This is a genomic window from Glycomyces halotolerans, from assembly GCF_054779575.1.
Genome location: NZ_BAAGXZ010000018.1, coordinates 24,062 through 49,194, shown reverse-complemented (window position 1 = coordinate 49,194; position 25,133 = coordinate 24,062). Strand labels below are relative to the sequence as shown.

At 70.8% G+C, this 25,133-nt stretch carries 19 protein-coding genes; 16 read left to right on the top strand and 3 right to left on the bottom strand.

All coding sequences use genetic code 11. The features are described 5' to 3' along the window. The first annotated feature begins 71 nt into the window (after positions 1-71). From ACYVL2_RS14930 to ACYVL2_RS14890, 9 genes are all read left to right on the top strand, one after another. Entirely contained in the window at positions 72-1,733 is a 1,662-nt protein-coding gene (locus ACYVL2_RS14930; protein ID WP_460544692.1) for a tryptophan halogenase family protein, read from the top strand. Continuing rightward, positions 1,730-2,812 (top strand): PrnB family protein, encoded by a 1,083-nt coding sequence (locus ACYVL2_RS14925; RefSeq protein WP_460544690.1) that lies wholly within the window; start codon positions 1,730-1,732, stop codon positions 2,810-2,812. Before ACYVL2_RS14930 ends, ACYVL2_RS14925 begins: the two co-directional genes overlap by 4 nt. Continuing rightward, positions 2,809-4,044 (top strand): flavin-dependent oxidoreductase, encoded by a 1,236-nt coding sequence (locus tag ACYVL2_RS14920; protein WP_460544688.1) that lies wholly within the window; start codon positions 2,809-2,811, stop codon positions 4,042-4,044. The genes ACYVL2_RS14925 and ACYVL2_RS14920 overlap by 4 nt, the downstream gene beginning before the upstream one ends. After that, on the top strand, positions 4,041-4,622 hold the full coding sequence (locus tag ACYVL2_RS14915; protein WP_460544686.1) for a flavin reductase family protein: 582 nt from the start codon (positions 4,041-4,043) through the stop codon (positions 4,620-4,622). The genes ACYVL2_RS14920 and ACYVL2_RS14915 overlap by 4 nt, the downstream gene beginning before the upstream one ends. Continuing rightward, positions 4,619-4,984 carry a DoxX family protein gene (locus tag ACYVL2_RS14910; RefSeq protein WP_460544684.1) on the top strand — a complete coding sequence of 122 codons (366 nt, stop codon included), beginning with the start codon at positions 4,619-4,621 and terminating at the stop codon, positions 4,982-4,984. Before ACYVL2_RS14915 ends, ACYVL2_RS14910 begins: the two co-directional genes overlap by 4 nt. A 71-nt stretch (positions 4,985-5,055) precedes the next feature. After that, positions 5,056-6,753: a type I polyketide synthase gene (locus tag ACYVL2_RS14905; protein ID WP_460544682.1), complete on the top strand. Its 1,698-nt coding sequence runs from the start codon at positions 5,056-5,058 to the stop codon at positions 6,751-6,753. Continuing rightward, on the top strand, positions 6,750-7,736 hold the full coding sequence (locus ACYVL2_RS14900) for a beta-ketoacyl-ACP synthase III (RefSeq protein ID WP_460544680.1): 987 nt from the start codon (positions 6,750-6,752) through the stop codon (positions 7,734-7,736). The genes ACYVL2_RS14905 and ACYVL2_RS14900 overlap by 4 nt, the downstream gene beginning before the upstream one ends. Before the next feature lie 41 nt (positions 7,737-7,777). After that, on the top strand, positions 7,778-8,032 hold the full coding sequence (locus ACYVL2_RS14895) for a phosphopantetheine-binding protein (protein ID WP_460544678.1): 255 nt from the start codon (positions 7,778-7,780) through the stop codon (positions 8,030-8,032). 4 nt (positions 8,033-8,036) lie between these two features. Next, the gene (locus ACYVL2_RS14890; protein ID WP_460544676.1) at positions 8,037-9,290 is read left to right on the top strand and encodes a cation:proton antiporter; all 1,254 of its coding nucleotides are present in this window, start codon (positions 8,037-8,039) and stop codon (positions 9,288-9,290) included. A 45-nt stretch (positions 9,291-9,335) separates the two neighbouring features. On the opposite strand, the gene ACYVL2_RS14885 is transcribed toward ACYVL2_RS14890, so the two are convergent. After that, positions 9,336-10,136 (bottom strand): hypothetical protein, encoded by an 801-nt coding sequence (locus ACYVL2_RS14885; protein ID WP_460544674.1) that lies wholly within the window; start codon positions 10,134-10,136, stop codon positions 9,336-9,338. A gap of 82 nt (positions 10,137-10,218) precedes the next feature. Further along, on the bottom strand, positions 10,219-12,612 hold the full coding sequence (locus ACYVL2_RS14880; RefSeq protein ID WP_460544672.1) for a WD40/YVTN/BNR-like repeat-containing protein: 2,394 nt from the start codon (positions 12,610-12,612) through the stop codon (positions 10,219-10,221). Between the two features lie 214 nt (positions 12,613-12,826). On the opposite strand from ACYVL2_RS14880, the gene ACYVL2_RS14875 reads away from it, so the two are divergent. Next, a complete protein-coding gene (locus ACYVL2_RS14875; protein ID WP_460544669.1) occupies positions 12,827-14,716 on the top strand; it encodes a glycoside hydrolase family 3 protein in 1,890 nt (629 codons plus the stop codon). Between the two features lies 1 nt (position 14,717). Here the strand turns inward: ACYVL2_RS14875 and ACYVL2_RS14870 are convergent, their stop codons facing one another. After that, positions 14,718-15,371: a cellulose binding domain-containing protein gene (locus ACYVL2_RS14870; RefSeq protein ID WP_460544667.1), complete on the bottom strand. Its 654-nt coding sequence runs from the start codon at positions 15,369-15,371 to the stop codon at positions 14,718-14,720. Between the two features lie 159 nt (positions 15,372-15,530). Between ACYVL2_RS14870 and ACYVL2_RS14865 the strand changes: the two genes are divergently transcribed. The 6 genes from ACYVL2_RS14865 (at position 15,531) to ACYVL2_RS14840 (ending at position 25,120) form a co-directional block, all read left to right on the top strand. Continuing rightward, positions 15,531-16,679 (top strand): site-2 protease family protein, encoded by a 1,149-nt coding sequence (locus tag ACYVL2_RS14865; RefSeq protein ID WP_460544665.1) that lies wholly within the window; start codon positions 15,531-15,533, stop codon positions 16,677-16,679. A 20-nt stretch (positions 16,680-16,699) separates the two neighbouring features. Next, on the top strand, positions 16,700-18,991 hold the full coding sequence (locus ACYVL2_RS14860) for an FdhF/YdeP family oxidoreductase (RefSeq protein ID WP_460544663.1): 2,292 nt from the start codon (positions 16,700-16,702) through the stop codon (positions 18,989-18,991). Between the two features lie 4 nt (positions 18,992-18,995). Further along, entirely contained in the window at positions 18,996-19,817 is an 822-nt protein-coding gene (gene fdhD, locus ACYVL2_RS14855; RefSeq protein ID WP_460544661.1) for a formate dehydrogenase accessory sulfurtransferase FdhD, read from the top strand. 85 nt (positions 19,818-19,902) lie between these two features. Then, complete coding sequence (locus tag ACYVL2_RS14850; protein ID WP_460544659.1) at positions 19,903-21,117, top strand: exonuclease domain-containing protein; 1,215 nt, start codon at positions 19,903-19,905, stop codon at positions 21,115-21,117. A gap of 170 nt (positions 21,118-21,287) precedes the next feature. Next, positions 21,288-21,911 carry a hypothetical protein gene (locus tag ACYVL2_RS14845; protein ID WP_460544657.1) on the top strand — a complete coding sequence of 208 codons (624 nt, stop codon included), beginning with the start codon at positions 21,288-21,290 and terminating at the stop codon, positions 21,909-21,911. Continuing rightward, complete coding sequence (locus tag ACYVL2_RS14840; protein ID WP_460544655.1) at positions 21,908-25,120, top strand: ATP-binding protein; 3,213 nt, start codon at positions 21,908-21,910, stop codon at positions 25,118-25,120. Before ACYVL2_RS14845 ends, ACYVL2_RS14840 begins: the two co-directional genes overlap by 4 nt. Positions 25,121-25,133: the final 13 nt, after the last annotated feature.

The window sequence follows — 25,133 nt, the reverse complement described above, 5'->3', positions numbered from 1 at the left end:
CGGAAATCCCACCAGCAGACATCCCTCGAAGTCGACGCCCGGCTCCGGGCGCGGGAAGCAGGAGTTCGCGCATGAACGCTGAACAGATGTACGACTCGCAAGCGTCGTCGAACCGGATCCGGAAGGTCGTCATCCTCGGCGGCGGCACGGCCGGATGGATGACCGCCTCCTATGTCGCCAAGGCCTTCCAGGGCACGGTCGACGTCACCGTCCTCGAAGCCCCCGCCATCCCGAAGATCGGCGTCGGCGAGGCCACGGTGCCGAACCTCCACAAGGCCTTCTTCTCGTTCCTCGGCATCGAGGAGGAGGAGTGGATGCGCGAGTGCAACGCCAGCTTCAAGATGGCCGTCAAGTTCGTCAACTGGCGCACCGAAGGCGAAGGTCAGGCCACCTCGCGCGACCTGCGCGGACGGCCCGACCACTTCTACCACACCTTCGGGATCCTCCCGAACCACGAGCGGCTGCCGTTGTCGCACTACTGGTTCAACAAGCACCACGCCGGCGAGACCGACGAGCAGTTCGACTACGCCTGCTACCGGGAGCCGGCGATCATGGACGCCAAGCTCGCCCCGCGGCACGCGAACGGCGAGCGCTGGACGAACTACGCCTGGCACTTCGACGCCCACCTGGTCGCGGACTTCCTGTGCCGCTTCTCGGTCAAGACGCTCGGGGTCACGCACGTCCAGGACCGCATGACCGAGGCGGTGCGCGACGAGCGCGGCTTCGTGACCGCGCTGAAGACCGAGTCGGGCCAGGTCCTCGAAGGCGACCTGTTCGTCGACTGCTCGGGCTTCCGCGGCCTGCTGATCAACCAGGTCATGCGCGAGCCGTTCCTGGACATGAGCGACTACCTGCTGTGCGACAGCGCCGTGGCCGCCTCGGTCCCGCACGACGACGAGGCCCACGGCATCGAGCCGTACACCTCGGCGATCGCGATGAAGCACGGCTGGACGTGGAAGATCCCCATGCTCGGCCGCTTCGGCTCCGGTTACGTCTTCTCCAGCCGCTTCACCAGCCGCGACCAGGCCACGCAGGACTTCTGCGACCTGTGGGGCCTGGACCCGGAGAACACCGAGCTGAACCAGGTGAGCTTCCGCGTCGGCCGCAACCGCCGCGCCTGGGTCAAGAACGTCGTCTCCATCGGACTGGCCTCGTGCTTCCTGGAGCCGCTGGAGTCCAGCGGCATCTACTTCATCTACGCGGCCATCTACCAGCTCGTCAAGCACTTCCCGGACAAGCACTTCGACCCGGTCCTGGCCAAGCGGTTCAACACCGAGATCGAGACGATGTTCGACGACTCCCGCGACTTCATCCAGGCGCACTTCAAGGTCGCGCCGCGAAACGACACCGCGTTCTGGCGGGAGAACAAGCACCTGGTGCTGGACCCGGGGATGCAGGAGAAGGTCGACATGTACCGGGCCGGGATGCCGGTGAACATGCCGGTCACCGACGAGTCGACCTACTACGACAACTTCGAGGCCGAGTTCCGCAACTTCTGGACCAACGGCAGCTTCTACTGCGTGTTCGCCGGGCTGGACTTCCTGCCCGCGCACCCGTACCCGCAGCTGACGTACCGGCCGGCCGACGCCGCCGGCGCCGAGCCGATCTTCGAGCGCATCGCCGACGAACGCGACCGGCTGCTGGAGACCCTCCCGAGCACCTACGACTACCTGCGCGAACTGCACGGCAAGCGTTTATCGCGCCTCGCCGCCGCGAAGGGAGATCCCCGATGAGACGACCCGCCTACGACGACCCGCGTTTCGACAAGCGCCGCATCGCCGCCCTCGACCCGCTCGACGCCGACGCCGAACTGGCGCCGGTGCCGCGCATGAACGCCGCAGCCGACGTGCCGGCCCTGACCGCCGCGCTTCGCCGCATCACCCCAGGCCCCGAGCGGGTCCGCGGCTTCTCCTTCCACGAGAGCCTGGCGGCCATGCGCGACCTCGGACTGCTGCTCGGCTCGATCAAGCGCCACGGCACGCAGCCGGTCGAGGCCGTCCCCGAAGTGGAGCCGGTCCTGCTCGAACTGGGGCGGCGCACCGACATGATCCCGCGCGACACCGTCCACCACTACACCGAGTGGAACCCCGAGGGCGAACGCCAGCGCATGTACACCGGCGACGTCCAAGAAACCGTCCTCATGGGAGGGCCGCGGGCGTCGATCCCGAAGCTGAGCCTCGCCGTCGAGTGCTGCGCGGCCCTCGACGGCCTCGACCTGGACGACCCGGACTTCGTGCCGCTGCTCGACCAGCTCGCCGGACACCTCGCGGCCTTCGACGCGGCCATCACGAAGGTCGTCGCCGAAGTCTCCCCGGAGTTCTTCGCCCAGCAGATGCGGCCCTACTACGAGGAGGTGGCCGTGGCCGGACGCGACTACCTCGGCCCGGCCGCCGCCCACGTCCCGCTCTACCTGGCCGACCTGGCACTGTGGGCGGCCGACGACAACGACCCCGAGTACGCCTCGTTCCTGCGCGAATCGGCCGAGCACACCCTCCCGGCCTGGCGCGAGCTCGTCTCCGACTGGGAGCTGCGGCCCTCGCTGGTGCGGCGACTGCGCGAGGCCGCCGCGGGCGACCCCGAGCCGTGGCGCGCCCACCTCGAGGCCCTCCACCGGGTCATGCGGCAACTGGTGGTCTTCCGCGGCAAGCACCTCGGCATCGCCCGCAAGGCATACAAGGAGGACGTGCGGCTCTACGAGCTCGGCAGCGGCGGCGCGCCCATCGCGCTGCTCGTGGCCGTCCTCGACCTCACCCGCGAGAACGCCGGATTCGCCAAGCGGCTGGTCCCCACGAAAGCGGGGCAGGCCGCATGAGGATCGTCATCTCCGGAGCCGGCATCGGCGGCCTGACCGCCGCCTTGAGCCTCCACGCCGCCGGGCACCGCGACATCCGCCTGCTCGAAGCGGCCCGGGAACTGCGGCCCCTCGGCGTCGGCCTCAACATCCTCCCCAACGCCGTACGCGAACTGGAGGCCCTCGGCGTCGCCGACACCGTCGCCTCCCACGCCGTCGAGACCGCCGAACTGGCCTTCTACAACCGGCTCGGCGACCTGATCTGGTCCGAGCCGCGGGGCCGGCACGCCGGATACCGGTGGCCGCAGTTCTCCCTGCACCGCGGCTACCTGCAACGCGACCTGGCCGCCGCGGTCGCCGACCGGCTCGGCCCCGACGCGATCGAGACCGGCCGGGCCGTCACCGGCTTCGAAGCCGCCGACGACCACGTCACCGTCCACACCGGATCCGGTTCGGTCGAGGCCGACCTCCTCATCGGCGCCGACGGACTCCACTCGGCCGTCAGAGCCGCCATGCACCCCGGCGAAGGCGAACCGCTCGGCAACGGGCTCATGATGTGGCGCGGCACCACCCGAGGCAGGCCGTTCCTCACCGGCTCGTCCATGACCGTCCTCGGCGACGACCGCCAGAAGTTCGTCATCTACCCGATCGCGCGCCCCGCCGACGGCGGCCCGCCGCTCATCAACTGGGTCACCGGCCGCCCCGCCGACCGCCCCTCAGGCGCGAGCGGCCTGGCCGAGCGCAAGAAACTCGTCCTCGACCAGTTCGGCGGCTGGAAGGTCCCCTGGGTCGACATCCCCGGCCTCATCGCCGACGCCGAGCAGATCCACGAATACCCCATGCTCGACCGCGACCCGCTGCCGACCTGGACGGCCGGGCCGGTCACCCTCCTCGGCGACGCGGCCCACCCGATGTACCCGGTCGGCTCCAACGGCGCCACCCAGGCGATCGTCGACGGCCGCGCGCTGGCCTACCACCTCGCCGCGGCCGACGACGTGCCGACCGCGCTGCGCCGCTACGAGAGCGAGCGGCTCCCGGCCACCCGAGGCATCCAGGAGGCCAACCGGCGCATGGGTCCCGAGCGCGTCATCGACCTCGCCTGGCAGCGCGCCCCCGAGGGCTTCGACCGCGCCGAGGACGTCTTCACCCCCGAAGAGCTGGCCCGGATCTCGGCCGACTACGCCGCCACCGCCGGGTTCACCGTGGACGAGCTGAACGCCGCGCCCTCCTACGATCCACCGGAGCGACGATGACGTTCAAAAGCGACACCGCCGCGGACCTGCGCGGCCTCATGGCCGGATTCCCCACCGGCGTGGCGATCGTGGCCGCCTTCGACGCCGACGGACACGCCATCGGCATGACCTGCTCGTCGCTGTGCTCGGTCGCGCTCGACCCGCCGGTGCTGCTGGTGTGCCTGCGCGAGGGCGGCCCGACCGCCGAGGCGGTCCTGTCCTCCGGCGCCTTCAGCGTCAACCTGCTGGACGCCGACGCCAGGGCCGCCGCCGAACTGTTCGCCTCCGGGGCCGCCGACCGGTTCGCGCGCGTGCGGTGGCGCGGCGGCGGCGCCGGACCGCACCTGGTGGCCGACGCCCACTCGGTCGCCGACTGCCGCGTCTGGCGAACCCAGCGCGTCGGCGACCACGTCGTCGTCCTCGGCGAGGTCGACGGCGTCACGAACTACCGCGAACCGCGTCCGCTGCTCTACGGGCTGCGGCGGTTCGCGCGATGGGAAGGAGACGGCCAGTGCGACGGAGGTTTCGCCTCCGCAGTGTCCACGCTAGAGTGCCGCTCAACGAAAACCAACAATGCAGATAAATCGGAGCAGAAATGAACGTAGCCGCAATCGTCCTTGCCCTCGTGCTGGCAGTGGCCTTCCTCGCCTCCGGCACGGTGAAGGTGCTGTCACTGGCGCCCGCCAAGGCCGACGCCGACCGATTCGGCATGTCGTACAACGCCTTCAAAGTCATCGGCGTCCTTGAGGCCGCCGGCGGCGCCGGACTGGCCATCGGGGTCCTCGCGACCGACTTCTGGTGGATCGGCGTGGCCGCCGCCGTCGGCCTGGTCGCCCTCACCATCGGCGCGCTGATCACCCACATCCGCGCCGGAGACCCCGCGGCCAAAGCAGCCGGAGCCCCGATCTTCGGCATCCTCGCCGCCGTCGCCGGCATCCTCATCTACCTCAACGCGGCCTGAGCCGCACGGGCCCGGGCCGACAGGCCCGGGCCCCCGAACCGAAGCCGCAATCCGAGAACGAGGCGAACACCGTGAAGCACCAAAGGGACCCGATAGCGATCATCGGCATGGGCTGCCGCTTCCCCGGCGCCGACGACGTCGACGCCCTGTGGCGGCTGCTGCTCGAGGGCCGCGACGCGACCGGACCGACCCCGACCGAACGCTACGACGCCGAGGCGATGTACGCGACCGAGCCCGAACTGGGCAAGGTCATCAGCAAACGCTCCGGATACCTGGAGCGGCCCTGGGACTTCGACGCCCGGTTCTTCGACATGACCCCCGCGCAGGCCGCCTACCTCGACCCGCAGCAGCGGCTGATGCTCATGACCACCTACGAGGCCTTCGCCGACGCCGGGATCACCCGCGAAGCGATCGCCGGCACCCGCACCGGCGTCTACGTCGGCAACATGAACCTCGACTTCTGGGACGTCATCGCCCGCCGCGGCCCCGAGGCCATCACCCCCTCGGTGATCTACAACCTCCGCAGCATCCTCTCGGGCCGACTGGCCTACGAGTTCGACCTGCGCGGACCCAGCATCACCGTCGACACCGCCTGCTCCTCGTCGCTGACCGCGATCCACCTGGCCTGCATGAGCCTGCGCGCCGGCGAGACCGAGACGGCCGTGGTCGCCGGCGTCAACTTCAAACTCACCGCCGACGAGGACCTCCTGCTGTCCCAGGCGCGCATGTTCGCCCGCGACGGCCGCTGCAAGTTCGGCGACGCCCGCGCCGACGGCTTCGCCCCCTCCGACGGGGCCGCCACCGTCGTGCTCAAGCCCCTCTCGCGCGCCCTCGCCGACGGCGACCCCGTCCGCGCCCTCGTCCTCGGCTCCAACGCCAGCAACGACGGCCGCGCCTCCGGCTCGCTCCTGGCGCCCTCGGCCGACACCCACGCCCAGATGCTCAGGTGGGCCTACGAGGACGCCGGCGTCGACCCGGCCGACGTCGACTTCATCGAAGCCCACGGCACCGGCACGCCCATGATCGACCCGGTCGAGTTCACCGCCCTCGGCGAAGTCCTCGGCAAGGACCGCCCCGACGACCGGCCCTGCCTGGTCGGCTCGGTCAAGAGCAACATCGGCCACACCGAAGGCGCCGCCGGGGTCGCCGCGATCATCAAGAGCGTCCTCGCCCTGGAGCACCGCCGCGTCCCGGCCAGCCTCCACTACGAGAACCCGAACCCCAAGATCGACTGGGGCGGACTGCCGCTCGAAGTGCCGACCGAGACCCGCGACCTGCCCGACCGCGGCCGGCCCCTCATCGCCGGCGTCAGCGGCCAGGGCATCTCGGCGGCCAACACCCACATCGTCCTCGCCGAGGCCCCCTCCGCCGAGCCGGCACCCGACGACGGCCGCGCCTACCCGTTCGTCATCTCCGCGGCCCGCGACGACGCCCTCCGCGCCCTCGCACGCTCCTATGTCGACTACCTCAGCGGCGCCGGAGCCCAGCACGCCATGCGCGACATCTGCTACAGCGCCGCCGTCCGCACCACCCACCACCGTCACCGCGCCGCCGTCACCGCGCGCGGCCACGCCGAACTGGCCGACCGGCTCGAACGCATCGCCCGCGGCGAGCAGCCCGACGAGACCGGCGTGTGCGAGTCCTTCCTCGCCGACGAACCGGTCGACTGGACCGAGGTCTTCGACGACACCGCCTCGTACGTGCGGCTCCCGCACTACCCGTGGCAGCTCGAGACGTACCCGCTGCCCGAAGAGGAGACCGCCCGATGAGCGCGGCAGTCCTGACCGGCCTCGGCACCGCCCTGCCCGACCGCACCGTCACCAACGACGAGATGGCCGCCCGGCTCGAAGTGAGCCCCGAATGGATCGAACGGCGCACCGGCATCCAGGCCCGCCGCCTGTCCGACCGCGACTCGACCACCTCCGCGCTCGCCGCCCGCGCCGCCGAGAACGCCCTCGACGACGCCTCACTCAGCGCAGACGGCGTCGACGCGCTCATCGTCGCCACCTACACCCCCGACTACCAGATCCCGGCCACCGCCCCGATCGTCGCCGCCGAACTCGGCCTCGGCGACATCGCCGCCTTCGACGTCAACGCCGCCTGCAGCGGCTTCGTCTACGCGCTCGCCACCGCCCGCGGCTTCATCGCCGCGGGCGCCGACCGCGTCCTGGTCGTCGGCGCCGAGACGGCCTCCACGCTCACCGACCCCCACGACAAGACCATCGCCCCGCTGTTCGGCGACGGCGCCGGAGCGGTCCTGCTCCGCTCCGGCGACGAGACCGAACCCGGAGCGATCCTCGCGATCGACCTCGGCAGCGACGGCTCGGGAGCCGACCTCCTCATCGCCCCCGGCAGCGGCTCCCACTCCCGCCTCCAACCCGAACCGGCCGACTACTACATGACCATGGACGGCCGCGAAGTGTTCATGAACGCCGTCTCCCGCATGACCGCCTCCTCCCGCGCCGTCATCAAGACCGCCGGATACCACACCGGCGACATCGACCGCATCTGCGGCCACCAGGCCAACCTGCGCATCCTGCGCGCCATCGCCGAAGAGCTCGGCGTCGGCCCCGACCGCCTCATCGCCAACATCGACCAGGTCGGCAACACCGGCGCCGCCTCCATCCCGCTCGCCCTCGACGACGCCCGCCGCGCCGGCGGCCTCGAACCGGGCGAACTGACCCTCCTGACCGCCTTCGGCGGCGGATTCACCTGGGGCTCGGCGCTGCTGCGCTGGCCCGAACCGCACTGAGCCCCACCGGCTCACCAGCTTCCCGAACTAGGAGGTATCCGATGACCACCCACGAACGCGTCGCGACCGTCGTCGCCAAATGGTGCCGGCTCGAGCCCGAGGACCTCACCGCCGAGACCAAACTCGACGACCTCGACCTCGACTCGCTCAGCCGCCTGGAGACCGCCCTCGGCCTCCAGCGCGAATTCCGCGTCGCCATCGACGACACCCGCATGAACGAAGCCGAGACCATCGCCGACGTGGTCGACATCGTCGAGACCAGCCCGCCGAAGGAAGGCGACCCGGACGCCGTCTGACCCGATGTCGACCACCGCGGTCCTCCTCCTGGCGCTGCTGGTCATCGTCATCGCCTGCCGCCTGGCGCACGTGGCGGCGCGCCGCCTCCGCCAACCGGTGGTGATGGGGGAGATCGTCGCCGGCATCCTCCTGGGACCGACACTGCTGGGCGCCGTCGCGCCCGGCGCCCAGCGGTTCCTCTTCGGCCCCGACGTGCTCGACGTCCTCGACGGCGTCAGCCGGCTCGGCCTCGTGCTGTTCATGTTCACCGTCGGCCTGGAGTTCCCGGCCGACCGGCTCCGCCGCACCGCCGGCGTCGGCCTGGCCGTCTCGGCGGCGGGCGTGAGCGTCCCGATCGCCCTCGGCCTGCTGTTCACCGCCACCATCGGCACCGGGCTGCTCGCCCCCGGCGTCGGCGTCTGGACCGGCGGCCTGTTCATCGGCCTGCTGCTGGCCATCACCGCGTTCCCGGTCATGGCCCGCATGATCGCCGACCACGGCCACACGCGGACCCGATTCGGCGCCGTCGCGCTGACCGCCGGAGCGGTCGACGACGCGGCCGCCTGGGTCCTGCTGGCCGCCATCCTCGCCGCCACCACCGCGAACGGCGTCGGCGCGGCCGGGCACGCCGTGACCGGCCTGCTCGTCCTCGCGGCGGCGCTCGCCGCCGTGCACCGGCCCGTCCGCCGGCTCCTGACCGCCGAACGGCTCGGCCGCGACGGCGTGCTGGTCGCCTCGGCCGCGCTCCTGCTCGCCGCCGCCTGGTACACCGAGTCGATCGGCGTCCACGCCGTCTTCGGCGCCTTCGCGATCGGCGTGGTCATCCCTCGCGGCGAGACCGCCGAACTCCTCGTCGAGCGCATCCGGCCGCTGACGATGGTCCTGTTCCTGCCCTTGTTCTTCGTCCACTCCGGCATGAACACCGACCTGCGCCTCATCGGCGGCGAAGCGCTGCTCGGGGCGGTGGCGCTCATCGCGCTGGCGTTCGCCGGGAAGCTCGGCAGCTGCACGGCCGCCGCCCGCCTGATGGGCGAGAGCTGGCCGGACGCGGCCAGGATCGGCCTCTACATGAACGCCCGCGGCCTGATGCAGCTGGTGGCGTTGAACATCGGCCTCCAAGCCGGCCTGATTCCGCCGACCGCGTTCGCCATGATCGTGCTGGTGGCGATCACGACCACGCTCGCCACGGCCCCCGGCCTGGCGCTGACCGCCCGCCTGGAGCGGCGACGCGCCTCGCGGGGACTCGAGCCGACGCCCGGCGAGCCGACGGCCGTCTAACCATGTCGCCCTGGGAGGTCGCCGACACCGCTCGGAACTCGGCGCTCATCCGGTCATGTGCTGTTCGAGCAGAAGTGTCATGCCCGGGACGGAGGCGCGGTCGCGGTCGTCGCGGAAGTCGGCCGGGTCCTGGCGCAGGCGTGACCACATCGCCAGGCGCGGCTCGTCGAAGCGGTCGATCGCGGCCTCGAAGTCGACCTCCTCGATCGAGTAGGGCATCTTCAGCGCGTCGCCGGAGAGCAGGAACTTGCGGAAGCTGCGCCAGGCGATCTCGGGGATGCCGTTGAGTTTGGCGATCGAGCCGTCGCCGAGGTAGTCGCGGTGGACGATGAAGGCGTGCGCGGCCTCGCCGCGGGCGAACTCGAACACCAGCACGGCGCTCGGCGCGCCGCCGCTCTCCATGACCGGGGAGCACGCCCAGGCGGTGAGCGGCCGCACCGGTTCGGCGAGCGCCTCTTCCCACGGCGGGCACGGGACCTGCGCGGCTTCGAGACGCTCGATCTCGGCGGCGGCGTACTCGCGGACCGGGCCGGACAGGACGGTCTGGACCGCGTGCAGCAGCGCTGATGCCGCCGCGTCGTCAGCTCGCCCGATGATGGCCGCCAGCAGCGCGAAGCAGATGCGGTCCTCGCCGCCCGGAACGCACAGGACCTCGGAGACGACTCTGGCGCCGTGCACCTCGGCCTCGAACGGGTCGGACAGGCCGAGCAGCTGCCCGGCCGCCTCGCGGGCGTCTTCGGCGATCGGCCGCACCGCCTCGAAGGCCGCCTCCACGGCGGCGTCGCTGAGACCGTCCGATGCGGCGGCGTGTTTGACCGCCAGGTTCGCGCCCAAGTTGGTGTCCATGGGCCCATTATGGGCGGGAGCCGCACCGCGCGCGGCGATGCGGCTCCCTGTCTTGACCGAATTCAGCTCTTTTCTCGAAAGTTCATTCCGCGGCGGTCGAGGGCTCGATGTCGCCGTAGATCAGGCCGCGGCCGTTGGTGGCGATGTAGACGCGCCCGTAGACGGCCGGGTCGCCGGAGACGGCCTTGCCGGTCCAGGCCCATTGGTGTGCGTCGTCGTTGATCCGGACCCAGTGGCCGCCGCCGTCCACCGACCGGTAGATGCCGCGCTGCCCGGCGGCCTTGGCGGAGGTGAAGATCACCGGATGGTGGCCGTCCTTGGCCGGCTTGCCGAAGCCGACGGCGTCGGCCTCTTCGAACTCGCGGATGCGCTTCCAGGTGAGGCCGCCGTTCTTCGACCGCCACATGCCGTACTCGGTGTCGGCGCCGCCGCCGACGAGCCAGAGGTTCCGCTTCCGGCCGGGCACGGCGCGGAAGTCGACTTCGCCGCTCGGCAGTCCGGCCGCCCCGGTGGCGGTGAAGGTCCTGCCGCGGTCGCCGCTGATGTAGAACGTCCCGCCCGCGAAGGCGTAGACGGTGTCGGACAGGACCCGGTCGGCCCGGATCACCGCTCCGGCCGGGAGGCCGGCCACCGGCTCCCACGTCCGCCCCAGGTCGGTGCTGTAGACGGGGGCCACGTCGATGTCGGCGGGGGACCAGAGGATCGCCGACCCGTCGGCGGTGACGGCGACGATGCCGCCGTGCGCGGCGCCGGGGACGCTCTCGAGTCGCGTCGTGGTCTGCCAGGTCCGGCCCCGGTCGGTGGAGACGCCCACGTGGCCGTCGGTGTCGCCTTCGACGTCGCCGGTGCCGACGATGAGGTCCGGACGGTGTTCGGCGAAGTCGACGCTGCGCCCGGAGCTCCAGTTCGGGTCGCGGATCATCATGGTGGCCCGGTCGAGGTCGGTGTGGACGAAGCCGCCCAGGTCGCCGACCGCGGTGACGACCGTGCCGCCGAGCGCCGCGATGTCCTGGATCGAGGTCTCCTCGAGGCCCTCGACCCGCACTTCGACCTTGAACCGCTCGATCGGCAGCTTGGTCTGCCGCCCGGCCGCGTCGTCCCAGCCGACCAGGTCGCCCTGCTCGTCCCACTCGGTCAGGCTCTCGGTGCCCCAGATGGTCGCGCCGGTGCCCCACATGATCCGGTCGGAGTCGTGCGGGTCGATCGCCAGCGCGTCGATCATCCAGCCGTGCTTGACCGCGTAGGCGGGCCCGTCGTCACCGGCGCCGAAGGTGAGCCACGGGCTGCCGGAGTGGTCCATGGTGAACCGGTCGGTGCGCTCGGGCGGCCAGGACCAGTGCTCGTCCCACACGTAGTCCCAGCTGGTCTGCCAGGTCGCTCCCGAGTCGGTCGAGCGGAAGAGGATCTCGTCGGGCCACCAGTTGTTGAGGGTGGCGGCCATGAGGGTGCCGGGTCGCTGGCGGTCGACGGTGAGGCCGCCGAATCCGGGGATGGCCCCGACGGGGTTGTGCGGCGGGGTGATGTCGGTCCATTCGCCGGTCTGGGTGTCCAGGCGCCAGATCTGGCCGCCCGCGCCGGAGGCGGGCGCGCCGCTGTAGGGGCCGGGGTCCCAGCCGGTGGCGATGAAGAGGTGGCCGTTGCGGTCGTCGACGGCCGACTGCTTGGGGATGGTGGCGTTGCCGTCGACCGAGCCGAGCGCTTCGGCCGCTCCGGTGACGGGCCGCCAGGTGGCGCCGCGGTCGTCGGAGACGTAGAGGGGGTCGGCGGGGTCGGCGACGCCGACGTAGGTCTTGCCGCCGATCTGGTCGAAGTCGATCCAGACGACGCCTTGGTTGTCGTCGGAGTAGTCGCTGGAGGGGTCTTGGACGAAGTCGCCGGCGTTCGGGAAGTCGTCGACTCGGGCCCAGGTGCGGCCGTGGTCGGTCGAGCGCCACAGGCCGTTGCCGTTCGGCGCGCCGAGGTAGAGCACGGCGTTGTCGGCGGGGTCGACGACGAGGCGTTCGCCCATGCCGCGGCCGGGCATGTTGCCACCCTGTTTGAACGGCAGTTCGGCGACGCCCCAGGTCTCGCCGTAGTCGTCGGAGTACAGGACGGCGCCGCTGCCGGGATCCCAGTCGTTGGTGTAGGTGCCGACGGCGGCGTAGACGCGGCCCGGTTCGACCGGGTCGGTGGCGACCGAGATGACGCCGGTGTAGCCCCACTGGTCCCAGCCGATCCAGTCGAGCAGGGGTTTCCAGGTCTGAGTGTCCTGCCGCCAGCGGTAGAGGCCGCCGATGTCGGTGCGGGCGTAGATGAGGTTCGGCTCGGTCTCGTTGAAGACGATGCCGGGCACGAAGCCGCCGCCGTTGACGACGGCGTTGCGCCAGGTGTAGGGGTCGGCGCGGTGCTTGTCGTTCTTCGCGAATGCCGGTCCCTGGACGGCGGTGGCCGCTACCGCGGCGGCGCCGAGCGAAGCGGCGAAAGTGCGTCGTCGCACGTTGGTCTCCTTGAGGGAATCGCGAGGGATTTAGTTGGGAGACCCAACATAACAGCGCCGACGCCCGCTGGCAATACATTCACCGTGCCGACCCGCCGGCGGCGCACGCGCAGCGCCGACGCAGATGCGAAGTGCCGTGTTCGCCGCGCGTTCGGGTTCGGTACCGTGGAGCGAGGTTGGGGATTTCCGGTTCAATTGCCGTAAGGAGACCCCAATGGGTGCAGCCATCAAGCGCCTGCGCAGCCGCCCGGTCCTGTGGATCCCGGTCGTCGCCGCGCTCGTCGCGGCGCTGGTCGTGTGGATCGTCGTCGTCCCGGCCGATTCCGACGAGGACCCCGCCTACCTCGACCCCGCTCTTCCCGTCCCAGAACGCGTCACCGACCTCTTGGAACGCATGACGATCGCAGAGAAGGTCGGCCAGATGACGCAGGTCGAGATCGGCTCCCTCGCCGGCGAGGAAGGCGACGTCGGCGAGTTCGGTATCGGCTCGCTCCTCAACGGCGGCAGCGACGCCCTCCACGACAGCCCCGAAGACTGGGCCGAGATGATCGACGACCACCAGCGCCGCGCCCTCGAATCCCGGCTCCGGATCCCGATGATGTACGGCCTGGACGCCGTGCACGGCAACGGATCGCTGCCGGGGGCCACGATCTTCCCGCACAACATCGGCCTCGGCGCGACCGGCGACCCCGAGCTGGCCGCGCGGGCGGCCGCGATCACCGCCATCGAGACGCGCGTGACCGGCGTCCACTGGACCTTCTCACCGTGCCTGTGCGTCGCCCGCGACTCCCGCTGGGGCCGCACCTACGAGGCCTTCGGCGAAGACCCCGCGCTGGTGTCCGACATGGCCGCGACCGTGGCCGGTTACCAGGGCGAGGACCTGTCGGCCGATACGAGCGTCCTGGCCACCGCCAAGCACTACGTCGGCGACGGCGGCACGACCTTCGGCTCCTCGACCACCGAGGGCTACCTGCTCGACCAGGGCGTCACCGAGCTCACCGAGGAGGAGCTCCGCCGGATCCACTTGGCGCCCTTCGAAGCCGCGATCGAGGCCGGCGTCGGCTCCATCATGGTCTCGTACTCCAGCACCGACCTCGGCGACGGAGCGATCAAGGCCCACGCCGACGAGTACCTCGTAGGCGAGGTCCTCAAAGGCGAACTCGGCTTCGAGGGCATCGTCCTGTCGGACTGGCAGGCGGTCGACCAGATCAGCCCCGACTACGCCGAAGCCGTACGCACCTCGGTCAACGCCGGTATCGACATGGTCATGGTGCCGTACGAGTACGAGCGGTTCATCGCGACGCTGCTCGCCGAGGTCGAGGCCGGGAACGTCTCCGAGGACCGCATCGACGACGCCGTCGGCCGCATCCTGACAAAGAAGTTCGAGCTCGGCCTGTTCGAGGCGCCCTTCGCCGACACCGCGAACGCCGACCTGGTCGGCTCCGCCGAGCACCGGGCCCTCGCCCGCGAGGCCGCCGCCGCCTCACAGGTGCTGCTGCGCAACGAAGGCGACCTGCTCCCGCTGGCCGGCGACGAGTCGGTCTACGTCGCCGGCTCCGGCGCCGACTCCCTCGGCCGCCAGCTCGGCGGCTGGTCCGGCTCCTGGCAGGGCACGGCGACCGGCTCGCCGCACGAGGGCGCCACGATCCTCGACGGCATCGGCGAGGTCGCCCCGGACGCCGACGTTCGGTACAGCCGCGACGCCTCCGAACCGACCGACGGCTACGACGTCGGCATCGTGGTCGTCTCCGAGGAGCCCTACGCCGAAGGCGTCGGCGACGCCGGGGCCGGAAAGCACGACATGAGACTCTCCGAACAGGACGCCGCAGCGGTCGACACCGTCTGCGGGGCCATGGACTGCGTCGTGATCGTCACCGCCGGCCGCCCCCTCGAACTCGACGGCCTCGAGAGGATCGACGCGCTGGTGGCCGCCTGGCTGCCGGGCACCGAAGGCGCCGGCGTCGCCGACCCGCTGTTCGGGCAGGTCCCGTACACCGGCACGCTCCCGGTCAGCTGGCCCCGCTCGGTCGACGACGAGCCGGTGAACGTCGGCGACGCCGACTACGACCCGCTCTTCGCCTACGGTTTCGGCCTGGCGACCTGAGCTACTCGTCGAACGCCTGGCACGGCACCGTATCGGGCAGTGCGAACCCGTCTTCGACCTCGGCCTGGAACGAGGCGCCGGTCGAGCCGCCGGGCCCGACCGCGCCGTTCCAGTCACTGCGGTAGCGGTCTCCCTCGTGGTGCTCCATGCCCCAGTAGTGGTAGATCGCGACGTCGCTGAACGAGAGGGTCACCTCCCAGTCCGAGATCGCCGCTTCGCCGATATTGGCGATGACCACGTCGACTTCGATGTGGCCCGACCACTCCTTGTCGATCTCGAGGGTCGCGGTGCACGTCGGTCCGGTCGGCGTCGAGTCGGGGGAGCGGGGCGCCTCGCTGGTGGCCGGCTCGCTCGGCTCGGCCTCCGTGGTCGGATCCGGCGACGTCGGCGTCGCGCTCGGCTCCTCAGTCGACGGTGCGGCGGCGGTCGGACCGAGTTCGGCGGCCGCCTCGTCGGTGGGCTCGCCGCTGAGGATGGCGCCGGTCGCCATGCCGCCCTCGCTCCCGGCCGGGAGCGCCTGCTCGTCGTCGCCGCCGAGGCTGCTGAACTGCCAGACCGCGATCGTCGCCGCGACCACCGAGACGGCGATGAGGATCCACAGCAGATTGCCGTGGAGCCGCCCACGGATCGGCGAGTCTTCGTGATGCCGTCCCAAGCTGCCTCCCTTCACCGTTGACGACCAGGGCCGCACGGCCGCCGAAGGCCGGTCCGCGCCCCGACGTAGCGTACAGGGATTCGACACGGCCGTGTTTCCACCGAACAGTCGAACCGTTTCGTCCCGATTAAGCTCCTGTGCAGCGGGTACGCTCAGAAAATGAAGGCGAGACTGCAACTCGGACACATCGCGGGCGTATCGGTCGGCCTGCACTGGAGCGTCCTCGGCATCGTGGCGCTCCTGGTCATCGTCGTGACCGCTGGACTGTCGACCGCTTACCCGGGACGGTCGGCGGCGGTCTACGTGATCGCCGGCGTACTCGCCTCCCTCCTGTTCCTCGTCTCGCTGCTGGCGCACGAGGTCGCGCACGCCATCGTCGCCCGCCGCAACGGCGTCGAGGTCGACGACATCACGCTGTGGCTGCTCGGCGGGGTCGCCCGCCTCCACGGCGACGCGCGCACCCCCGGCGCCGACTTCCGCATCGCCGTGGTCGGGCCGCTGGTGAGCATGCTCGCCGCCGTCGTCTTCGCGCTCCTCGCCTCGCTCATGGACCTGGCCGGCATCGGCACCCCATGGGTGCAGGTCACCGCCTACCTCGCGGGCATCAACGTGCTCCTGGCGCTGTTCAACGTCATCCCCGCCGCCCCGCTCGACGGCGGTCGGATCCTCCGCGCCGCCCTGTGGGCCTGGCGCGGCGACCGCACCAGCGCCGCGGTCTGGTCCGCCCGCGTCGGCCGCGGCTTCGGCATGGTCCTGCTGACCTTCGGCATCCTGTCGTTCCTCTTCGGATACGGCGGCGGCCTGTGGTGGGTGCTGCTGGGCCTGTTCATCATCGTCGTGGCCGGCGCCGAGGAGCGCCAGGTCCAGGTCGGCTCGGCCGTCGAGGGCCTGCGCGTCCAGGACGTGATGTCCCAGGACCCCGACACCGCCCCCGGCGACGCCAACGTCGAGCAGTTCCTCCACCAGACCGCGCTGCTGCGCCGCCACTCGACGTTCCCGCTGCTCGACGACGCCGGACGGCTCGAAGGGCTCATCACCCTCGGCCGGATCAAAGGCGTCCAGCCCGAGAACCGCACCACCACCAGGCTCCGCGACATCGCCTGCCCGCCCGACGAGGTTCCGCACTCCACGCCCGAGGAGCCGCTGGCCGACCTGCTGCCGCGCATCGGCGGCTGCGCCGACGGCCGCGCCCTGGTCTTCAGCGACGGCCACCTGGTCGGCATCGTCTCGCCCAGCGACATCAGCCGCGCCGTCTCACTGCGCGGTATGGGCGTCGAATACGACGTCGGCCGCAGCCGCACCGTCTGACCGGGCCCTACACTTGGCCTGTGACCAAGGCTCCTCAAGACGACCCCGACCAGGACGCGCCGCGGACCCGGCGCCCCAAGTCCCACGCGGCCGGGATGAGAGCCGTCGCCGGTTCGGTCCGGTTCGTCGGCCGTCAGGCCGGCGTCAAACGAGGCTTGCCGCTCCTCCGCTCGGTCAACCAGACCGACGGCTTCGACTGCCCCGGCTGCGCCTGGCCCGAGCCCGAGCACCGCCACAGCGCCGAGTTCTGCGAGAACGGCGCCAAAGCCGTCGCAGAAGAGGCCACCCGCCTGACCGTGGGCCCCGACTTCTTCGCCGCCAACCCCGTGACCGGCCTCGCCGACAGATCCGGGTACTGGCTCGGACAGCAGGGGCGCCTGACGCACCCGATGTACCTCGCCGAAGGCGCCGACCACTACGTCCCGATCGAATGGGACCGGGCCCTCGACCTCATCGCCGACGAACTCGCCGCCCTCGACGACCCGAACGAGGCCGCGTTCTACACCTCCGGCCGGACCGGCAACGAGGCCGCCTTCCTCTACCAGCTGTTCGCCCGCAGGCTCGGCACCAACAACCTCCCCGACTGCTCCAACCTCTGCCACGAGTCCTCCGGCGCCGCGCTCTCGGAGACCATCGGCATCGGCAAAGGCAGCGTCAAGCTCGAAGACCTGTGGGCCGCCGACCTCATCATCGTCGCCGGCCAGAACCCCGGCACGAACCACCCCCGCATGCTCACCGCCCTCGAGAAGGCCAAACGCGCCGGTGCGAAGATCGCCACGGTCAACCCGCTGCCCGAGGCCGGGATGCGGCGGTTCAAGAACCCGCAGACCGCCCGCGGCCTCGCCGGACGCGGCACCGACCTGACCGACCTGTTCCTCCAGATCAAGGTCGGCGGCGACCTGGCCCTCTTCAGCGCCCTCAACCGCCTTCTCTTGGGCGCCGGCGACGAGGCGATCGACCGCGACTTCATCGACGAGCACACCCACGGATTCGACGCCTTCGCCGCCCACCACGCGGCCGGCACCGCCGACGAGGCGCTGGCCGAGGCCGAACGGCACGCCGGCCTGGCCAGGGAGCGGATCGAACAGCTGCTGGCGATGGTCCGCGGCGCCGAGAAGATCGTCGTCTGCTGGGCGATGGGCCTGACCCAGCACAAGCACGCGGTGCCCACGATCCGCGAGATCGTGAACTTCCTGCTCCTGCGCGGCAACATCGGCAGGCCAGGCGCCGGCGTGTGCCCGGTGCGCGGCCACTCCAACGTCCAAGGCGACCGCACGATGGGCATCTCGGAGCGGATGCCGGCCCGCTTCCTCGACGCGCTCGGAGCCGAGTTCGGCTTCGAGCCGCCCCGCGAGCCCGGATACGACACAGTGGACACGATCCGGGTGATGCGCGACGGCAGGGTCAAGGTCTTCTTCGCGATGGGCGGCAACTTCGTCTCCGCGAGTCCCGACACCGAGGCCACCGAGGCGGCGATGCGCCGCTGCCGCCTGACCGTCCACGTCTCGACGAAGCTGAACCGCTCGCACGTCGTCACCGGCGCCCGCGCGCTCATCCTGCCCGCCCTCGGCCGCACCGACCTGGACCGGCGGGCCGGCGGCGAGCAGCTGGTCACCGTCGAGGACTCGATGGGCGTCGTCCACGCCTCCACCGGCCGCGTCGAGCCGCTGAGCGACCGGATGCGATCCGAAGTCGCCATCGTCTGCGGCCTGGCCCGCCGCGTCTTCGGCGAGGACGACGGCACCCCGTGGGAGCAGTTCGCCGCCGACTACGACCTGATCCGCGACCGCATCGAACGCGTCGTTCCCGGCTTCGAGGACTACAACGAGCGCGCCCGCAGACCCGGCGGCTTCGCGCTGCCGCACGCTCCGCGCGACCGGCGGTCCTTCCCGACCGCCACCGGCAAGGCCAACTTCACCGTCAACGAGGTCACCGCGCCCGAGGCCGGTCCGGGTCGACTGCTGCTGCAGACCCTCCGCAGCCACGACCAGTTCAACACCACCGTCTACGGCCTCGACGACCGCTACCGCGGCATCCACGGCGGCAGGCGCGTGGTCCTGGTCCACCCCGACGACGCGGCCGAACTCGGCCTGGCCGACGGCGCCTACTGCGACCTGGTGAGCGAATGGGACGGGACCGACCGGCGCGCGAAGCACTTCAAGATCGTCCACTACCCGACCGCCCGAGGCTGCGCGGCCGCGTACTACCCGGAGACGAACGTGCTGGTCCCTCTCGACTCGGTCGCGGATGTGAGCAACACCCCGACCTCGAAGTCCATCGTCGTGCGCTTCGAGCCGGACAACGGAGCATGAGCCCATGGGACGAGTGACCACCAGGCAGAAGGTCGTGCGCCTGACCGGCGGCGGACGGACCGAACGGGTCGAGACCCTCGTGGTCGAGGAACCCCTCGAGCTGCGCGTCGGCGGCGAATCGCTCATGGTCACCATGCGCACGCCCGGCGACGACTTCGACCTCGCGGCCGGGTTCCTCGTCTCCGAAGGCGTCATCACCGAATCGGGCGACCTGGCGACGATGCGGTTCTGCGCCGGCACCGACGAGAGCGGCCAGAACACCTACAACCTCCTCGACCTCCAGCTCGCCCCCGGCATCGCGCCGCCGGACCCCTCGGTCAAGCGCCAGTTCGCGACCACCGCCGCCTGCGGGATCTGCGGCAAGGAATCCCTGGACGACGTCCGTACCAAGGCCGCCTGGACGGTCGAGGAGGATCCGCTCCGGATCAGCCCTGAGACCCTCACCGCCTTGCCGGACCGCCTCCGAGCGGCCCAGCGCGTCTTCGACCGCACCGGCGGCCTCCACGCGGCCGGACTCTTCACCGCCGACGGGGAACTCCTCGCCGCACGCGAGGACGTCGGCCGCCACAACGCGGTCGACAAGCTGATCGGCTGGGCCGTCCGCGAGGACCGGCTGCCGCTGCGCGGCACTGCTCTCATGGTGTCGGGCCGCGCGTCGTTCGAGCTGGTGCAGAAGGCCGTGATGGCCGGCGTCCCGGTGCTCGCCGCGGTCTCGGCCCCGTCGTCCCTCGCGGCGGAGCTGGCCGCCGAGTCGGGCCTGACCCTGGCGGGCTTCCTGCGGGGCGAGACGGTCAACCTCTACGCCCGCCCCGACCGCGTCGCATAGACGGTCGCGCCACTGGACTACGACCGTGACCGGGCGAGTCGGTAACGTGGAATCGCTCACGGTTTCAACGGCGATGCGGAGTGTCATGTATGCGGTAATCGATGTGGAGACCACCGGTCTGTTCAATAAGGACCGAATCGTCGAGGTCGCCGTGGCCCATGTCGACTCGGACGGCCGGATCACCGACCACTGGGCCACTCTGGTCAATCCCCGGCGGGACGTCGGACCCCAGCACCTCCACGGCATCCGAGCGGCCGACGTCATGCGCGCGCCGACCTTCGAACAGATCGCGGGCGACCTCCTGCAGTTCCTGAACGGGAAGATCCCGGTCGCGCACAACATCTCCTTCGACGGGCGCATGATCCGCAACGAGTACCGGCGCCTCGGCATCGACATCCCGAGCCTCGACGAGTTCGGTCTGTGCACCATGTCATGGGCGTCGCATTTCCTCCCCGGCGTCAGACGGACCCTCGGCGACTGCTGCGAGGCCGCGGGCATCAGCAACGACCGACCGCACGAGGCGCTCTCCGACGTCCGCGCCACCGCCGAGCTGCTGACCTTCTACCTCGGCAGCACCTCCGTGGTCCCTCCATGGGACGGCCTGCGCCAGATCGTGCAGCGCCTGCAATGGCCGGCGCTGCCCACCGGCGTGGCCGTCCCGGTCCAGCGCGGCCAGGGAGCGGGAGCGGGCAAGGACTTCCTGACCCGCCTGGTCGACCACCTCCCGCGAGTGCCGGACCCGCCCCAAGCGGACATGTACCTGGCGCTCCTCGATCGAGCCCTGGTGGACCGGCACGTCTCCGCCAGCGAAGCAGACGAATTGGTCAGCCTCGCCGCGCGCCACGGCATCACCCGCCCGGCGGCGCTGAAGCTCCACGGCGACTACCTCCGCGCCCTGGCCTCGGTCGCCCTCGAGGACGGCGAAGTCACCGAAGAGGAGCTCGACGACCTCTACGAGGTGGCGGCCCTGCTCTCACTCACGCCGGACGACGTGGAGACCGCACTCGAGACGGCCCTCGCCACCAGCGAGGCGATCGCCGAGGCGCCCAAGCCGTTCGCACTGAGCACAGGGGACATCGTGGTGCTGACCGGCTCATTCGCCGAATCGAAGCAGTACTGGGCCGACCGACTCGAAACCGCCGGACTCAACGTCGCCCCGAACGTCACCAAGAAGACCGCCCTCGTAGTGGCCGCCGACGCCGACACCATGTCCGGCAAAGCCGCCAAGGCTCGCCAATACGGCATCCCGGTAATCGGCGTCGAATCGATCGACCTAGTCCTGTCGCGAGTCTGCGATTAGTCGACGTGCGCCGTATCGGCACCGGCGCCGGCCGTCCCCGAGCGGACTGTCGGGGATCCGACGCTTGAGCGCCGACGGCAACTTTGCGGGCTGACAGCGCGTGATTGAAGCGGTATCGTTCCGAAGTCCGGTTCGATCGCGCCGACCGCCGCCATGAAACGGAACCCCCCATGTCTGATCTCGAGTTCTCCGTCCCCGCATTCAATCTGCTGCTCGCACTGGTCCACCGGCGCGGCAGCGGCACGACCACCGACTTCGAAGCAGCGTTCGGTTTCAAGGACGTGAAAAAAGACGCCCGTGACCCGCTGCTCGATCGCGGCCTCATCGCTATCGACCGCGGCGTCCGACCGTATGTCTACGAACTCACCGACGCCGGCTGGCTGACCGCACGGCAGCTGCTGTCCCAGCCAGCGCCGAAGGGCATCAGCAACCGGACCGCGCGCATCCTCTGGGCGATCATGGGCGACTTCGCCACTTACATGGACCGAGCCGGGACCGAGCTCGCCGACATCTACCCGCCGCCGGCCCCCACCGATCCCCGCGACGCCATCCGCGACGCGTACCGAGAGCTCGTCGAAGGCACCTCGGGCTGGGTCTCCCTGAAGCGACTGCGCAAGCACCTCGACGGCATCGACCGGGCCACCCTCGACAAGGCGCTGATCGAACTGGTCGGCTCCCATGCCATCCGACTCATCCCCGAATCGAACCAGAAGACGCTCACCCGCGAGGACCGCGAGGCCGCCCTGTGGCTCGGTGGTGAGTACCTGCACCTCATCGCGATCGAGGCGCTATGAGCAGCGCCTTGGAGGCGTTGCGGCGTGCCCCGACGGATTTCGCCGTCACCCCGGACGACATCTGGGACGACCACGCGCGGCCGCACGTGCCGGGCATCAACGACTCGGTCATGAAAGCCATCGAAGGGCGGATCGACGCCGCCGAGCGCAGTCGCCGATCGAGCGTCCTCGGGCTCCCGATCGTCGGCGAGGGCGGTCGCGGCAAATCCCACTCCCTCGGACAGGCGAGGAAGCTCGTCCAGGACCGCGGCGGCTTCTTCGTTCGGTTCAACCTGCTGAACGTCGACGACTTCTGGTCGAACCTCGTCGCCAGTTACCTGTACGCCCTGAACATGCCGCACCGCTCCGGGCCGACCGGGCTGGCGTTCCTGCTGGAGTCGCTCGCCGAGCGAGCCGACGTCCCCTCGGATCTGCGCGAGCGCCTGCTGCGCTCGCGACTGCCGGACCCGGGAGCCACCGCGCAGTTCTTCGAATGCGTCCGCGGCCTCGAGCCCGCGCTGGCGGGCACGCGGCACACGCTTCGCGCGCTGCTCCTCCTGCACTCCAAGGACGAGCTGCGGGCCGAAGCGGGCGACGTGTACCTCAACGGCGGAGTGATCGATCCCGAGGCCGCACCCGGGTTTCCGCGTCCGGCTCCCAAGCCGCCCAAGGAGGTCGTCCGAGACCTCTCGCAGCTCATGTCGCTGTGCGGGGCGACGGTCATCGCCGTCGACCAGGTCGACGAGATCGTCCGGGCCTCGAAACGCGACACCGAGTCCGGAGAGCGCGACGGCGCGGGAGAGCTGCTGGAGATGATCGGCGCCGGGCTCATGGAGCTTCGCGACACCACCCGCCGCACCACCGTCCTTCTCGCTTGTCTGGTCGGGACCTGGCTCGAGTTCAGGGACACCTCCCAATCGACGGTCCTGCAGCGCTTCGAGGCGCCCGCACATCTCGACGCGACCCTGCCGAACCCGGAGGCGGCGGCCGAGCTCCTTGCGGCGGTCCTCGGGCCGGTGTACCAAGAGGCCGGGTTCGACCCGCCGTACCCTTCGTACCCGTTCGGGCCCGAGTGCCTCCGCGAGGCCGTCCACTTCAGCCCACGGAGGTTCCTTCTCGCCGCGGCGAACCACCTCCGGCACTGCGTCGAGTCGGAGAAGGTCACCGAACCCGACCGTCTCGACACCGAACCGGCACCGGATCGGGCGCCCGAACGGGTGACGCCGCTGAGCGCGGATCTCGACCGGGCCTTCGAGCGGTACAGGGATGACGCCGAGGTCGCTCCGGCGATCACGAAGGACAACGAGTACCTCCGCGTGCCCGAGCTGCTGTCCGCCGCCTTGGAGGCCTTTCGGCTGGAGCAGGGCCGGGGCCCCGACTCCTTCCAAGTCAAGTCTCCGGTCGGGCCCCGGCAGCACTTCCACGCCGAAGTCCACGATCATCAGACCGATCCCAAGCGGCGGTGGGTCTTCAAGGGCATCGCGGGGTCTCACGGCAACTATGTGGGTCCGCGCGTCCGGGGTCTGTACAAATGGGCCGCGCTCGACCAGAACAATCCGATCTCCGAGAACCACGGCGTCCTCTGGGTGCTCGCCCCGCAGCGGGAATGGGGCACCTGGGGACCGGGCAGCAAAGTGGCCGCCGCTGTCGAGCAGTTCGCCCGCGACGGCTTGGTGATCATGGCCTCGGACGACGACCTCCGCACGTTCGACGCCCTTCACCGGATGCGGTCGGAACGGCTTCCCGGCTATGAGGAGTGGCTCCGGCGGCGGCGACCGGCCTCCCACTCAGCATTGTTGCAGGCCGTGTTCGGTCCCCCAGGCGGCGGAGACGGCGACCCGCCGGATCCCGAGCCGACCGGCGGCCCGACCGGCAGGTTCATCGAGATTCCGCTGAACGGGCCCGGAGCGAAGCAATCTGGTCCGAGCGACGCGGGCAGCGCGGGGGCCGGTTCGGCTCAGGGCCGCACCGTCATCGACGTCCCGGTCGCCGAGGTCCCCGAGGGCGGTCCGCCGATCGGGCGCCGCGAGACCGGCGACGAAGTGCGCCTCGACCTGTCGACGACGGCGAAGCACATCGGCGTGTTCGCCGGCTCGGGCTCGGGCAAGACGGTGCTGCTGCGCCGCATCATCGAAACCTGCGCCCTGCGAGGGGTCTCGGCGATCGTGCTCGACCCCAACAATGACCTCTCACGGCTCGGACGGGCCTGGCCGGATCCGCCGGACACGTGGCTCGAGGGCGACGATGCGGCGGCAGCCGAATACCTCGATTCGGTCGAGGTGCTGATCTGGACTCCCGGCCGCACCGGCGGCCGGCCGCTGACGTTCCAGCCGCTCCCGGACTTCGCCGCGGTCATCGACGACGTCGACGAGTTCGCCAGCGCGGTGGACACGGCGGTCGCCTCGCTGGCGCCGCGGGCCATGGTCAACCGGACGACGCCGAAACACGCCGAGGCGCGCGCGGTCCTTCGCGAGTCCCTGGTCGCCTACGCGCGCACCGGCCGCTCGGACTTCCCGGGCTTCCTCGACTTCATGGACGAGCTGCCGGAGGAGGCGAGTTCGGTTCCCAAGGCCGCGGACGCGGCCGCGAAGGTCGCGGCGACGCTGCGCGCGGTCATGATCAACGACCGCGTCTTCGCCGGGGGCGGGGAAGCCCTCGACCCGGGCGTTCTCTTGCGGCCGGAGGGCGGCAAGCGCGCCCGAGTGTCGGTGATCAACTTCTTGGGTCTGCCGACCGAGGAGCAGCGCCAGGGGTTCGTCAATCAGCTGGAGCTCGCCCTGTTCTCTTGGGCCAAGCGCAATCCCGCCGTGGACAAGCCGTTGTCGGGGCTGTTCGTGCTCGACGAGGCGCAGACGCTGGCGCCGTCCTCCGGCTCGACGGTCTGCCTCGATTCGACGCTCGCGCTGGTCTCGCAGGCGCGTAAGTACGGACTGGGAATGGTGTTCGCGACGCAGGCTCCCAAGGGGATCCATAACCGGATCGTCGGGAACTGCGCCACCCACTGGTACGGGCGCATCAATGCCCCGTCGCAGATCGCGGCGGCGGCGGAGATCGCCGCGCAGAAGGGCGCGTCGGAGGTCGATCTGGCGCACCTGTCGGCCGGGCAGTTCTATCTGGTGGCCGATCGCGGTGCGACCGAGCGCGTGGACGTGCCCATGTGCCTGAGCCATCATCCGCCGACCGCTCCGACGGCCGAAGAGGTCCTGGCCGCGGCGCGGGGCGACGAGTGAGGGAGGGCGCCCG